General features: G+C 69.9%; 9 protein-coding genes. 6 read left to right on the top strand and 3 right to left on the bottom strand.

Annotated features, from left to right (window positions below):
* Positions 1 to 53: 53 nt before the first annotated feature.
* From BN1555_RS25965 to metH, 3 genes are all read right to left on the bottom strand, one after another.
* Positions 54 to 1655 (bottom strand): ABC transporter substrate-binding protein, encoded by a 1602-nt coding sequence (locus BN1555_RS25965; RefSeq protein WP_093801635.1) that lies wholly within the window; start codon positions 1653 to 1655, stop codon positions 54 to 56.
* A 499-nt stretch (positions 1656 to 2154) separates the two neighbouring features.
* Positions 2155 to 2856, bottom strand: a complete 702-nt coding sequence (locus tag BN1555_RS25960) for an HAD family hydrolase (protein ID WP_093801634.1) — start codon at positions 2854 to 2856, stop codon at positions 2155 to 2157.
* Between the two features lie 100 nt (positions 2857 to 2956).
* Positions 2957 to 6472: a methionine synthase gene (gene metH, locus BN1555_RS25955; RefSeq protein ID WP_093801633.1), complete on the bottom strand. Its 3516-nt coding sequence runs from the start codon at positions 6470 to 6472 to the stop codon at positions 2957 to 2959.
* A 229-nt stretch (positions 6473 to 6701) separates the two neighbouring features.
* Between metH and BN1555_RS25950 the strand changes: the two genes are divergently transcribed.
* The 6 genes from BN1555_RS25950 (at position 6702) to BN1555_RS25925 (ending at position 13761) form a co-directional block, all read left to right on the top strand.
* Positions 6702 to 7466 (top strand): IclR family transcriptional regulator, encoded by a 765-nt coding sequence (locus BN1555_RS25950; RefSeq protein WP_093801632.1) that lies wholly within the window; start codon positions 6702 to 6704, stop codon positions 7464 to 7466.
* A gap of 242 nt (positions 7467 to 7708) precedes the next feature.
* The gene (locus BN1555_RS25945; protein ID WP_093801631.1) at positions 7709 to 8500 is read left to right on the top strand and encodes an MIP/aquaporin family protein; all 792 of its coding nucleotides are present in this window, start codon (positions 7709 to 7711) and stop codon (positions 8498 to 8500) included.
* Between the two features lie 54 nt (positions 8501 to 8554).
* On the top strand, positions 8555 to 10081 hold the full coding sequence (glpK, locus tag BN1555_RS25940) for a glycerol kinase GlpK (RefSeq protein ID WP_093803649.1): 1527 nt from the start codon (positions 8555 to 8557) through the stop codon (positions 10079 to 10081).
* 16 nt (positions 10082 to 10097) lie between these two features.
* Positions 10098 to 11708 (top strand): glycerol-3-phosphate dehydrogenase/oxidase, encoded by a 1611-nt coding sequence (locus tag BN1555_RS25935; protein ID WP_093801630.1) that lies wholly within the window; start codon positions 10098 to 10100, stop codon positions 11706 to 11708.
* 143 nt (positions 11709 to 11851) lie between these two features.
* Complete coding sequence (locus BN1555_RS25930; RefSeq protein WP_093801629.1) at positions 11852 to 12523, top strand: FadR/GntR family transcriptional regulator; 672 nt, start codon at positions 11852 to 11854, stop codon at positions 12521 to 12523.
* A 188-nt stretch (positions 12524 to 12711) separates the two neighbouring features.
* Entirely contained in the window at positions 12712 to 13761 is a 1050-nt protein-coding gene (locus BN1555_RS25925; protein WP_093801628.1) for a PAC2 family protein, read from the top strand.
* The last annotated feature ends 138 nt before the right edge of the window (positions 13762 to 13899 follow it).

The raw sequence follows: 13899 nt of genomic DNA, 5'->3' as shown, positions 1-13899 counted from the left end.
TAACCACCGGCGACGCGGTCTTCGCGGCCGGGTACTGCCGGGTACTGCCGGCGTCAGGAGACGCCGCGGCCCAACTCCCACAGCTGCAGGTCCGCCGAGGAGTTGATGGCCCATTCGACGCCGGTGATGTCGTCGCGCGCGGCGACGTACTGCTTGCCCTGCCACAGCGGCAGCACCGGCACGTCGTTGGCGACGATCTCCTGGATCCGCTCGAACGTCTCCGCGGCCGTGCTCCGGTCGGCGGCACGGCGCGACTCGGGGATGAGCCTGTTCCTGATCTCGCTGTTCGCGTACGGGGTGTTGAGGAAGTTGTCCTTGCCCAGGAACGGCGCGACGTAGTTGTCGGCGTCCGGGAAGTCGGGGAACCAGCCCATGCCGTAGACGGCGTACTCGCCGCGCTTCTGGTTGTCGCGGAACTTCGACCACTCGGTGCCCTTGATGCTGACGTCGAAGAGCTTCGTGGCGTTGAGCTGCTCCCGGAGCACCTCGAACTCCTTCTTCGTCGCCGAGCCGTAGTGGTCGGTCGTGTAGTTCAGCGTCAGCTTCACCGGCGTGCTGATGCCCGCCGCGCTCAGGATTCCGGCCGCCTTGCGCGCGTTCGGCTCGCCGTACTTGTTGAAGAACGCGTTCTGGTGCCCGGGGATGGTGTTCGGAATGAGCGAGTAGAGCGGCTCGGCCGTGGCCGGGTAGACCGTGCTCGCGAGCTGTCCGCGGTCGACGACGGAGGCCAGGGCCTGGCGCACCGCCTTGCTCTTCACGGTGGAGTCCTCGATGTCGAAGCCGAGGTAGCGGATCTCCAGGCCGGGCATCTCGACGAGGTCGATGCCCTCGGGCGGGTTCTCCAGCAGGTCCTTGATCTGACCGGGCTGCAGGGTGCGCGTCATCATGCTGATGTCGCCGTCCCTGAGCGCCTTCTCCATGGACGCGGTGTCCTTGAAGGACCGCAGTTCGACCTTGTCGTTCTGGAGGTTCAGGTCGCCCTTGTACTCGGGGTTCCGGCTGAAGACCGCCTTGACGACCCGGCCGCCCTCGGTCTCGGTCTTCAGCGTGTACGGGCCCGAGCCGTCGGCGTCGACTCCGGCCCGGAGCTTGTCCGCCTTGTACGCGTCGGGGTCGACGATGGCCGCGGCGGGCGTCGCGAGCTTGTACGGGAACGTGGCGTCCGGCGTCTTCAGGTGGAAGACGATTCCGTTGTCGCCGTTGGTCTCGATCGTGTCGATGTTCGACAGCAGTGCGACCGGACCGTTGTCGTCGTTGATCCTCAGCACGCGCTCGATCGAGAACTTGACGTCCTCGGCGGTGATCGCGTCGCCGTCGGAGAACTTCAGCCCGCCGCGCAGGGTGCAGCGGTAGCTCTCGTTCTGGGTGTCCGTGAAACCGCACTTGGAGGCCGCGTCCGGCACCGGCTCGCCGCCGCCGCGCGGGACGTGCATCAGCGTCTGGAGGGTCTGCCGGAGGACGTTCCAGGCACCCGCGTCGTAGGCGAACGCAGGGTCGAAGGGCGCGGGGGCCTCCTTCGTGGCAACGAACTGGTCCGTGGTGCCCACGACTATGGCCTCACCGCCCCTGCCGCCGCCGTCCGAGCCGCCGCACGCGGCGAGCACGGGCGCGAGCAGGCCAACCATGGCCGGCAGCACCAAAGTCTTGCGGTTCATCCTGGACGTTCTCCCTCATCCGGCACTGAGTTTCAGCGGTGTACTGGACACTCCGCCGCGGCCGCCCGGTCGGGGCGGAGCGATCGGGCCGGGATCAGAGCGATCGGGTACGTGGTCCCAGCAACTGGTTGGGCGCTGAGGCACGTGATGATGCGGCGAAGTTCTCGCGTTGAGATTAGTGGGAAACGTCGGGAATCCTGGACCGGAGGCATGCCGACCCGTTATCGGCCGGTGATCATGAAACCCGGAGCGCCGGCACCGCAGGGTGGGAATGATTCGTACACCACCTCACCAATGCGGACACAAGGGCGTCAAATACGGCCCCCCGGAGGCACTTTGGCGCCCCCGGATGGCCACCGCGACAGCCCGGGTGGTGACAAACGTCACCCGTCCGAGCCATTTGATCGACTGCGCATTTCCCGTTCCGCGCGTCACGGAAAATGCACGGCCCAATGCCGAGAGTTTCCAGCCATTAGCGGAAGTACGCTCGGTGCACGGGTCAGTTCATTCGCGTGATCAACGTCCGGAGAAAGGCGAGATCGACTTCTTCGAGCGATCCCACGACGACCCGGCCGCGCGCGGGCGCGATCGGCGCGACGGACGGCACGGCCACCACCCGGCAGCCTGCCGCCTCGGCGGCCGCCACCCCGGTCGCCGTGTCCTCGACGACCGCGCATCTCAGGGGGTCGGCGCCGAGCCGGGCCGCCGCGTGCAGGTACGGGTCGGGGTGCGGCTTCGTACGGGCCACCTCGTCGCCCGCGACCGTGAGCGTGAACTTCTCCGGGCCGAGCGTCTCCAGCACCCGGTCGATGATGCGCCGGTGCGAGGCGGAGACCAGGGCGGTGGGCACCTCGTGCGCCGCCAGTTCGGCGAGCAGCCGCGCCGCGCCCGGCATCAGCGGCACGCCGCGCCCGATGCGCTTCTCGAAGCGGTCGTTGAGCAGCACGGTGAGCTCGGGCAGGGTGATGTCCGCGCCGGTCACCTCGATGAGGTAGCCGGCACTGCGTGTCATGGGCCCGCCGACCACCACGTCGCGCCACGCCTCGTCCAGCACATGCCCGAGGTCGGCGAAGACCTCCGCCTCGACGTCCCACCAGAACCCCTCGGTGTCCACCAGGGTGCCGTCCATGTCGAGGAAAACGGCCTGCAGAGCGGAGCCTTCGGCCGTACGGGTACTGGGCGCGGGGACGGTACTGGTCATCCGGGCACACCTCCTGGAGGGACGAGAAGGCCGGCCGCCTCCCCAGGGGGAAGGCGACCGGCCTGCACTGGACCGACCAGTGTACGACCCGTCGGGCTCGCTAGCGCGCGTTGAAGTACTTCGCCTCGGGGTGGTGGATGACGATCGCGTCGGTGGACTGCTCCGGATGGAGCTGGAACTCCTCGGAGAGGTGCACCCCGATCCGCTCGGGCTGGAGCAGGTCGGCGATCTTCGCTCGGTCCTCCAGGTCCGGGCAGGCGCCGTAGCCGAGCGAGAAGCGCGCGCCGCGGTACTTGAGGGCGAACATGTCCTCGACATCGGCCGGGTCCTCGGCCGCGAAGCCCAGCTCGGAACGGACCCGGGCGTGCCAGTACTCGGCGAGCGCCTCGGCCAGCTGGACGGAGAGGCCGTGGAGTTCGAGGTAGTCGCGGTAGGAGTTCGATTCGAACAGCTCGGCCGTGGCCTCGCCGATCTTCGATCCGACGGTGACGACCTGGAGGCCGATCACGTCCGTCTCGCCGGACTCCTCGGGGCGGAAGAAGTCGGCCAGGCACAGGCGGCGGCCGCGGCGCTGGCGCGGGAAGGAGAAGCGGGTGCGCTCGCTGCCGTCCTCGCCCAGGAGGATCAGGTCGTCGCCCTTGGACACGCAGGGGAAATAGCCGTAGACGACGGCGGCTTCCAGCATGTTCTTGGTGTGGAGCTGCTCCAGCCAGCCGCGCAGCCGGGGACGTCCCTCGGTCTCGACGAGCTCTTCGTACGTCGGTCCGTCGCCGGCCCTGGCCTGCTTGAGGCCCCACTGGCCCTTGAACAGCGCGCCCTCGTCCAGCCAGGAGGCGTACTCCTTGAGGCCGATGCCCTTGACCACGCGGGTGCCCCAGAACGGCGGCTCGGGGACCGGGTTGGTGGTGGAGACGTCGGAGCGGGGCGGGCCCTCGGGCTCCTGGACCTCGAGGAGGGGGGTGTCCCGCCTGGCCACGCGGCGCTGCTTGAGTTCGGGGAGTTTGGCGCCGGGGACACCGCGCTTGACACCGATCAGGGCGTCCATCAGGCGCAGCCCCTCGAAGGCGTCGCGGGCGTAGCGGACCTCGCCCTCGTAGATCTCGTGCAGGTCCTGCTCGACGTAGGCCCGGGTCAGGGCGGCGCCGCCGAGGATGACCGGGAAGTCCGCGGCCATCTTGCGCTGGTTGAGCTCCTGGAGGTTCTCCTTCATGATCACCGTGGACTTCACCAGCAGGCCCGACATGCCGATGACGTCGGCCCTGTGCTCCTCCGCGGCCTCCAGGATCGCGGAGACCGGCTGCTTGATGCCGAGGTTGACGACCGTGTAGCCGTTGTTGGACAGGATGATGTCGACGAGGTTCTTGCCGATGTCGTGCACGTCCCCGCGGACGGTGGCCAGCACGATCGTGCCCTTGCCCTCGTCGTCGGTCTTCTCCATGTGCGGCTCCAGATGCGCCACCGCGGTCTTCATCACCTCGGCCGACTGGAGTACGAACGGCAGCTGCATCTGCCCGGAGCCGAACAGCTCACCGACGACCTTCATGCCCTCCAGCAGCGTGTCGTTGACGATGTCCAGGGCCGGACGGGACTGAAGGGCCTCGTCGAGGTCGGCCTCCAGGCCGTTCTTCTCCCCGTCGATGATGCGGCGCTGCAGCCGCTCGTCGAGCGGCAGGGCCATCAGCTCCTCGGCACGGCCTGCCTTCATCGACTTCATGTTGACGCCCTCGAAGAGGGCCATCAGCTTCTGGAGCGGGTCGTAGCCCTCGGCGCGGCGGTCGTAGATCAGGTCGAGGGCGACCTTGACCTGCTCCTCCTCCAGACGGGCGATGGGCAGGATCTTGCTCGCGTGCACGATCGCCGAGTCCAGTCCGGCCTTGACGCACTCGTCGAGGAAGACGGAGTTCAGCACCACGCGGGCGGCCGGGTTCAGGCCGAAGGAGATGTTCGACAGGCCCAGGGTGGTCTGGACGTCCGGGTGGCGGCGCTTGAGCTCACGGATCGCCTCGATCGTGGCGATGCCGTCCTTGCGGGACTCCTCCTGCCCGGTGCAGATGGTGAAGGTGAGGCAGTCGATGAGGATGTCCGACTCCTCGATGCCCCAGTTCCCGGTCAGATCGGCGATCAGCCGCTCGGCCACGGCGACCTTGTGCTCGACCGAGCGGGCCTGGCCCTCCTCGTCGATGGTCAGCGCGATCAGCGCGGCGCCGTGCTCCTTGGCGAGCGCGGTCACCTGGGCGAAACGCGACTCCGGTCCGTCGCCGTCCTCGTAGTTGACCGAGTTGATGACCGCCCGTCCGCCGAGCTTCTCCAGACCCGCCCGGATGACGGGCAGTTCGGTGGAGTCCAGCACGATGGGCAGGGTGGAGGCGGTGGCGAACCGGCCGGCCAGCTCCGCCATGTCGGCCACGCCGTCCCGGCCCACGTAGTCGACACACAGGTCGAGCATGTGCGCGCCCTCACGGATCTGATCGCGCGCCATCTCCACACAGTCGTCCCAGCGGGCCTCCAGCATCGCCTCGCGGAACTTCTTCGACCCGTTGGCGTTCGTGCGCTCGCCGATCGCCAGGTAGGCGGTGTCCTGACGGAAGGGAACCGACTGGTAGAGGGAGGCCGCTCCCGGCTCGGGGCGCGGCTCGCGCGGCGCCGGGGCAAGACCGCGGGCCCGCTCGACGACGGCACGCAGGTGCTCCGGCGTCGTACCGCAGCAGCCACCGATCAGGGACAGCCCGTAGTCGCGTACGAACGTCTCCTGCGCATCGGCCAGGCCGTCGGGGCCGAGCGGGAAGTGCGCACCGTCCTTGGTGAGCACGGGAAGGCCCGCGTTGGGCATGCACATCAGCGGCGTACGCGAGTGGCGGGCCAGATAGCGCAGGTGCTCGCTCATCTCGTCCGGACCCGTCGAGCAGTTCAGGCCGATCAGGTCGACGCCCAGCGGCTCCAGGGCCGTCAGCGCGGCGCCGATCTCCGAGCCGAGCAGCATGACGCCGGTCGTCTCGAAGGCGAGCGAACAGATCAGCGGCACCTCGGTGCCCAGGGCGTCCATCGCGCGGCGCGCGCCGATCAGGCTCGACTTGGTCTGGAGCAGGTCCTGGGTGGTCTCCACGATCAGGGCGTCCGCACCGCCGGCGAGCAGCCCTTCGGCGTTCTGCTGGTAGCCGTCCCGCAGCACGTCGTACGCGATGTGGCCGAGCGAGGGCAGCTTGGTGCCGGGGCCGATCGACCCCAGCACCCAGCGCTGGCGGCCGTCCTTGGCAGCGAACTCGTCGGCGACCTCACGCGCGATGCGCGCACCCGACTCGGACAGCTCGAAGATCCGGTCGGCGATCTCGTACTCGTTCGCCGCCGAGTGGTTCGCGCCGAAGGTGTTGGTCTCGACGCAGTCCACGCCGACCGCGAAGTACTCCTCGTGCACGGAGCGCACGATGTCCGGGCGGGTGATGTTGAGGATCTCGTTGCAGCCTTCGAGGTTCTCGAAGTCCTCGAGGCTGGGGTCCTGCGCCTGGAGCATGGTGCCCATCGCTCCGTCGGCGACGACGACTCGGCTGGCGAGCGCTTCGCGGAGGGCGTCTGCGCGGCTGCTGTGACTGGCAGGCGTGGGGGTCGGCAACGAGGCCATGGGTCTGCTCCCTGGGGTGCGACGGCTGTCGGCTTTGCCCCTTCCCGGCGGAAGGGGCACGCGGCCAGCCTAACCGTGCCCCCGCCCGCGGTGTGAAGGTGTCCCACGGGGCGGACGGACGCCGTGTTCTGATGGCTCCCGGCCACCGGGGCAGCCGCCGACGGTGACGTCAGGTCGACATGAGCCGATAGTGTTCAGCATTGTCGAACCGAGGTGGAGGTGCCCGATCGTGGCGAAGAACATCCAGTCGCTCGAGCGGGCGGCGGCGATGCTGCGCCTGCTCGCCGGTGGCGAGCGCAGGCTCGGACTGACCGAGGTGGCCTCGTCCCTCGGCCTCGCCAAGGGTACGGCGCACGGCATCCTGCGCACCCTCCAGACGGAGGGTTTCGTCGAGCAGGACCCCGCCTCCGGCCGTTACCAGCTGGGCGCCGAACTGCTGCGCCTCGGCAGCACCTATCTGGACGTGCACGAGCTGCGCGCCCGCGCGCTGGTGTGGACCGACGACCTGGCCCGCTCCAGCGGAGAGAGCGTCTACCTCGGCGTCCTGCACCACAAGGGCGTACTGATCGTCCACCACGTCTTCCGCCCGGACGACAGCCGGCAGGTGCTGGAGGTGGGCGCGATGCAGCCGCTGCACTCCGCCGCCCTGGGCAAGGTCCTCTCGGCGTACGACCCGGTGGCCCACAACGAGGCCCTCGAGAACGAGCGCGAGGCCTTCACCCCGCGCACGATCACGGATCCGGAGGGTTTCGAGGCGGTGCTCGACCTGACCCGGGCGCGCGGCTGGGCCGCCGACGTGGAGGAGACCTGGGACGGGGTGGCCTCGATCGCCGCCCCCATCCACGACCGGCGGCGGATGCCCGTCGGCGCGGTCGGCGTCACCGGCGCCGTCGAACGGATCTGCGCGGGCGGAGAGCTCCGCGCCGACCTCGTGGCCGCCGTACGGGACTGCGCGCGCGCGGTGTCCCGGGATCTGGGCGCCGGGCGCTTCTGAGGCGCGTACCGCCTCCACCTGTCACGCCGGTAACGATCGCGATACCGGCCTCAGAACCCTTGACGTGTGTGATGCCGGGGACAAAACTGCCGTTCATCGGTCGGCATTGTCGAACACCTACCGGCAATACGCGTTAGGGTGTGGCAACGCCATGGGACCGGCTAGGCCCTCGATGAGGGCGCGAACCACCGGAGGGACCCGGAGTTCGCCTTTCCCCTGGACGAAGGACAAAGGAGTCGCGGGTGTCCAGCTCCGACATCTTCATCGGCGAGACCATCGGTACCGCCGTGCTCATCCTGCTGGGTGGCGGCGTCTGCGCCGCCGTCACGCTGAAGCGCTCGAAGGCCCGGAACGCGGGCTGGCTCGCTATCACCTTCGGGTGGGGTTTCGCCGTGCTGACCGGCGCCTACCTGGCCGGCGGCGTCTCCGGCGCGCACCTCAACCCCGCGGTCACCGTCGGCCTCGCGATCGAGGGCGGGACCGAGTGGAGCGACGTACCGCTCTACTTCGCCTCCCAGCTGTTCGGCGCCATGATCGGCGCGGTGCTCGTCTGGCTGACGTACTACGGCCAGTTCCGCGCCCACCTCACCGACCCCGAGGTCATCGCGGCGCAGCCCGCGCAGGAGGGCCTGGTCGACCAGAAGACCGCGCCCAAGGCCGGCCCCGTGCTCGGGATCTTCTCCACGGGCCCCGAGATCCGCAACGCCGTACAGAACGTCATGACCGAGGTCATCGCGACCGTCGTACTGGTCCTGGCGATCCTCACGCAGGGCCTCAACAACGAGGGCGACGGCCTCGGCACGCTGGGCGCGCTGGTCACCGCCCTCCTCGTGGTCGGAATCGGCCTCTCGCTCGGCGGCCCGACCGGTTATGCGATCAACCCGGTGCGTGACCTCGGCCCCCGGATCGTGCACGCTCTGCTCCCGCTGCCCAACAAGGGCGGGTCGGACTGGGGCTACGCGTGGGTCCCGGTCGTGGGTCCGCTGATCGGCGGCGCCGTCGCCGGCGGCATCTACCGGATCGCCTTCGCCTGAGCCCCCTGCCGGACAGAGCCCGTACCGAGCCGTACAGACCTCATGGAGCACACCGTGACCGACGCACACACCACCGGCCCCTTCATCGCGGCCATCGACCAGGGCACCACGTCCAGCCGCTGCATCGTCTTCGACAAGGACGGCCGGATCGTCTCGGTCGACCAGAAGGAGCACGAGCAGATCTTCCCGAAGCCGGGCTGGGTCGAGCACGACGCGGCCGAGATCTGGACCAACGTCCAGGAGGTCGTCGCCGGCGCCATCGAGAAGGCGGGCATCACGCCCGCCGACGTCAAGGCGATCGGCATCACCAACCAGCGCGAGACCACGCTGCTGTGGGACAAGAACACCGGTGAGCCCGTCCACAACGCCATCGTGTGGCAGGACACCCGCACCGACGCGCTCTGCAAGGAGCTCGGCCGCAACGTCGGCCAGGACCGCTTCCGCCGCCAGACCGGCCTGCCCCTCGCGTCGTACTTCGCGGGCCCCAAGGTGCGCTGGCTGCTCGACAACGTCGAGGGCCTGCGCGAGCGTGCCGAGGCCGGCGACATCCTCTTCGGCACCATGGACTCCTGGGTCATCTGGAACCTGACGGGCGGCACCGACGGCGGCGTACACGTCACCGACGTCACGAACGCCTCGCGCACCCTGCTCATGAACCTGCACGAGATGCGGTGGGACGAGAAGATCCTCCAGTCGATGGAGATCCCGGCCGCCGTGCTGCCGGAGATCCGTTCCTCCGCCGAGGTGTACGGCGTCGCCAAGGCGGGGCCGCTGGCGGGCGTGCCCGTCGCCTCCGCGCTCGGTGACCAGCAGGCGGCGCTGTTCGGCCAGACGTGCTTCTCCGAGGGCGAGGCCAAGTCGACGTACGGCACCGGCACCTTCATGCTGCTGAACACCGGTGACAAGCCCGTCAACTCCTACAACGGCCTGCTGACGACCGTCGGTTACCAGATCGGCGAGCAGAAGCCCGTCTACGCCCTCGAAGGCTCGATCGCCGTCACCGGCGCGCTCGTCCAGTGGATGCGCGACCAGATGGGCCTGATCAAGTCGGCCGCCGAGATCGAGACGCTGGCCTCCTCGGTCGAGGACAACGGCGGCGCGTACTTCGTGCCGGCCTTCTCCGGCCTGTTCGCCCCGTACTGGCGCCCCGACGCCCGCGGTGTGATCGCCGGCCTCACCCGGTACGTCACCAAGGCGCACATCGCCCGTGCCGTCCTGGAGGCCACCGCCTGGCAGACCCGCGAGATCAGCGACGCCATGACCAAGGACTCCGGCGTCGAGCTGACCGCCCTCAAGGTCGACGGCGGCATGACCTCCAACAACCTGCTGATGCAGACGCTCTCCGACTTCCTGGACGCACCGGTCGTGCGCCCGATGGTCGCCGAGACCACCTGCCTCGGCGCCGCCTACGCCGCCGGCCTGGCCGTCGGTTTCTGGTCCAGCACCGACGAGCTGCGCGCCAACTGGCGCCGGGCCGCCGAGTGGACCCCCCGCATGGACGCGGCCACGCGGGACCGCGAGTACAAGAACTGGCTCAAGGCCGTGGAGCGGTCCATGGGCTGGCTCGACGACGAGAGCTGACGAGGAGTTACCCACCATGACCATCCTGCAGAGCGTTCCGGCCCTCGGGACGCACCCGGCCGACGGTTCGACGGCGAGCCGAGCCGAGACCCGGGACCAGCTTTCCAAGGCGGCGTACGACCTCCTGGTGATCGGCGGCGGCATCCTGGGCATCTCCACCGCCTGGCACGCCGCGCAGTCCGGGCTGCGGGTGGCCCTGGTGGACGCCGGCGACTTCGCCGGTGCCACCTCCTCCGCCTCCTCCAAGCTGCTCCACGGCGGACTGCGCTACCTCCAGACGGGCGCGGTCAGGCTGGTCGCGGAGAACCACTTCGAGCGCCGGGCCGTCTCGCGCGACGTGGCGCCGCACCTGGCCAATCCGCTGACCTTCTACCTCCCCGTCTACAAGGGCGGTCCGCACGGCGCGGCCAAGCTCGGCGCGGGCGTCTTCGCCTACTCGGCGCTGTCCGCCTTCGGGGACGGGGTCGGCCACGTCATCAGCCCGTCGAGGGCTGCGCGTGACGTTCCGGAACTCCGTACGGACAACCTCAGGGCCGTCGCCGTGTACGGCGACGACCAGATGAACGACTCGCGCATGGCGCTGATGACGGTCCGCGCCGCCGCCCAGTCGGGCGCGACCGTCCTCAACCACGCCGAGGTCACCGGCCTGCGCTTCACCCGGGGCCGCGTCACGGGCGCCGAGCTCAAGGACCGGCTGGACGGTTCGGAGTTCGGCGTCAACGCCCGCCTGGTGCTCAACGCCACCGGCCCGTGGGTCGACCACCTGCGCAAGCTGGAGAACCCGGACGCGGCCCCCTCCATCCGGCTCTCCAAGGGCGCGCACCTGGTCCTCAAGCGCACTGCCCCCTGGCGGGCGGCTCTGGCCACTCCGATCGACAAGTACCGCATCACCTTCGCGCTGCCGTGGGAGGACCAGCTCCTGCTCGGCACGACCGACGAGGAGTACGAGGGCGACCCCGGGGACGTCTCCGTCAACGAGAAGGACATCGCCCAGATCCTGGACGAGGCCGCCTTCTCGATCCGCGACCAGCAGCTCTCCCGCGACCTCATCACGTACTCCTTCGCGGGTCTGCGGGTTCTGCCCGGCGGTCCCGGCAACACCTCCAAGGCCAAGCGCGAGACGGTCGTCACCGAGGGCCGCGGCGGCATGCTGTCGGTCGCGGGCGGCAAGTGGACGACGTTCCGCCACATAGGCCGCACCGTCATGAACAAGCTCGCCGCCCTGCCCGGCCACCCGCTGGGCGAGGACATGGAGCCGGTCTCGCGCCTGCCCAGGAAGCTGCCGCTGCCCGGCATCTCCAACCCGAACGCGGTCGCCCACCGGCTGCTCGTCGACGGCGGTACGCCGGGCCCCCGGATGTCCGCCGACACCGCCCGCCACCTGGCCACGCACTACGGCTCGCTGGCCTTCGACATCGCGCGCCTGGCCAACGAGGACAAGGCGCTGGCCGAGCGCATCCACCCGGACGCGCCGGAGATCTGGGCGCAGGTCGTGTACGCCCGCGACCACGAGTGGGCCGAGACGGCGGACGACGTGCTGCGCCGCCGTACGACGCTGACGATCCGGGGCCTGGCCACGGACGAGGTCCGCGCCAAGGTCGAGGACGTGCTGGGCAAGAAGGCCTGACCGCGCTCTCCTCCGCGGTGGGCGGCGAGGGGCGGCCGTCATGGACGGCCACCCCTCGCTCACGTATCTTGTCCGCCACGGCCACGGCCACGGCCACATAATGGGCTCAGACATCGGATGTCTGAGCGACTAGGAGCCCCAGCGTGGCCGTCACCGACGAGGCGATCGTAAAGATCAAGGAAATGATCGTCTCGGGGGCTCTGGGCCCCGGCGACCGTCTCCCCAAGGAGAGCGAGCTCGCCGCCGAGCTGGGTCTGTCGCGCAATTCGCTGCGCGAGGCGGTGCGGGCGCTGTCGCTGATCCGGATCCTCGACGTACGGCAGGGCGACGGCACGTACGTCACGAGTCTCGATCCGCAACTGCTGCTCGAAGCGATGAGTTTCGTCGTGGACTTCCACCGGGACGACACCGTGCTGGAATTCCTCGCCGTACGCCGCGTTCTGGAGCCCGCCGCCACCGCGATGGCCTGTTCCCGGATCACCGGGGCGGAACTGGACGAGCTGGGCAGCCAGTTGGACGGCCTGGGGCCGGCCCCATCGGTCGAGGAGCTGGTCGCGAGCGACCTCGAATTCCACCGCCGCATCGTGCAGAGCTCCGGCAACTCGGTGCTGTGCTCCCTGCTCGACGGGCTCTCCGGCCCGACGACCCGGGCCCGGATCTGGCGCGGGCTGACCCAGGAGGACGCGATCAGCCGGACCCTGCACGAGCACCGCGCCATCCTCGCGGCGCTGCGCGACCGGGACGCGGAGGCGGCCAGGGCGTGGGCGACGGCGCACATCGCGAGCGTCGAGCAGTGGCTGCGCTCCACTCTCTAGTACGTCCTCCCGTACGTCGGATCTCCTCCGCCCGGCCGATTTCGAATGATTCGACGGGCGCAGGGCACGCTTCCCGCGGGTGCGGCAGTCGCCACCGGGTCCGCCCGGCCTTACAAGGGCTGCGGCCGGACCTGCTGGACGCCGTAAGGTTGATACGTGCACAAGAGAACTTCGGAAGGAGGCACTGGGTGATCGAGCTCGAGGGGGTACCCGAGCTGATCGACCCGGTCATGGTGGCCGCGTTCGAAGGCTGGAACGACGCCGGCGACGCCGCCTCCACCGCGGTCGCGCACCTGGACCGGGAGTGGAAGGGCGAGGTCTTCGCGGCACTCGACGCCGAGGACTACTACGACTTCCAGGTCAACCGGCCCACGGTGTTCCTGGAGGGTGGGGTCCGCAAGATCACGTGGCCCACCACCCGGCTCTCGGTGGTGCGGATCGGCGGTGACAAGCCCCGTGACCTGGTGTTGGTGCGCGGCATCGAGCCCTCCATGCGCTGGCGTTCGTACTGCAACGAGATCCTCGGCTTCGCGCACGAGCTGGGCGTCGAGATGATCGTGATCCTGGGCGCGCTGCTCGGCGACACCCCGCACACGCGGCCGGTGCCGGTCAGCGGCGTGACGTCGGACGCGGACCTGGCGCGGACCATGGACCTGGAGGAGACCAAGTACGAAGGCCCCACGGGCATCGTCGGAGTCCTCCAGGAGGCGTGTACGCACGCGGGCGTACCGGCGGTGAGCCTGTGGGCCGCCGTGCCGCACTACGTCTCGCAGCCGCCGAACCCGAAAGCCACGCTGGCGCTCCTCAACCGCCTCGAAGACCTCCTCGACCTGCGGATCCCGCTGGGCGAACTGCCCGAGGACGCACGGGCCTGGCAGGTCGGCGTGGACCAACTGGCCGCGGAGGACAGCGAGGTCGCGGAGTACGTGCAGTCGCTGGAGGAGGCGCGGGACACCGCGGAGCTTCCCGAGGCGTCGGGCGAGGCCATCGCCCGGGAATTCGAGCGGTACCTGCGGCGGCGCGACGGCGGTCCCGGCGCGGGTCCCGGTACCGGCCCCGGGCACGCCACGGACGGCGGCGAGGGCGGCGGTACGTACTTGCGGGAGAACTCCGGCGGCCGTACGCGGCCCCCCAGGCCGCCGCGCGCGGAGCCCGGCACCGCGGAAGGCCCGGACGGCGCGGACGGCGCGGACGGCGCGGACGGCGCGGACGGCGCGGAAGACTCCTCGGAGGAGTAGCCGGGCAGCGGCGAGCAGCCCGCCCGGCTCTCCGGCCGCCAACTGCCGCCGCCGCGAGGCATGGTGACCCCCGCGCGCAGCGTGTCCGGCGCAGAAACGCGCAAAGAGCCGAGGCCACGACGCAACCGCCCCCGGTCC

Source organism: Streptomyces sp. Wb2n-11, from assembly GCF_001049855.1.
Classification (GTDB): Bacteria; Actinomycetota; Actinomycetes; order Streptomycetales; family Streptomycetaceae; genus Streptomyces; species Streptomyces altiplanensis.
Note: the sequence above shows the minus strand (reverse complement) of the source record. Positions and strands in the feature narration are given on the sequence as shown.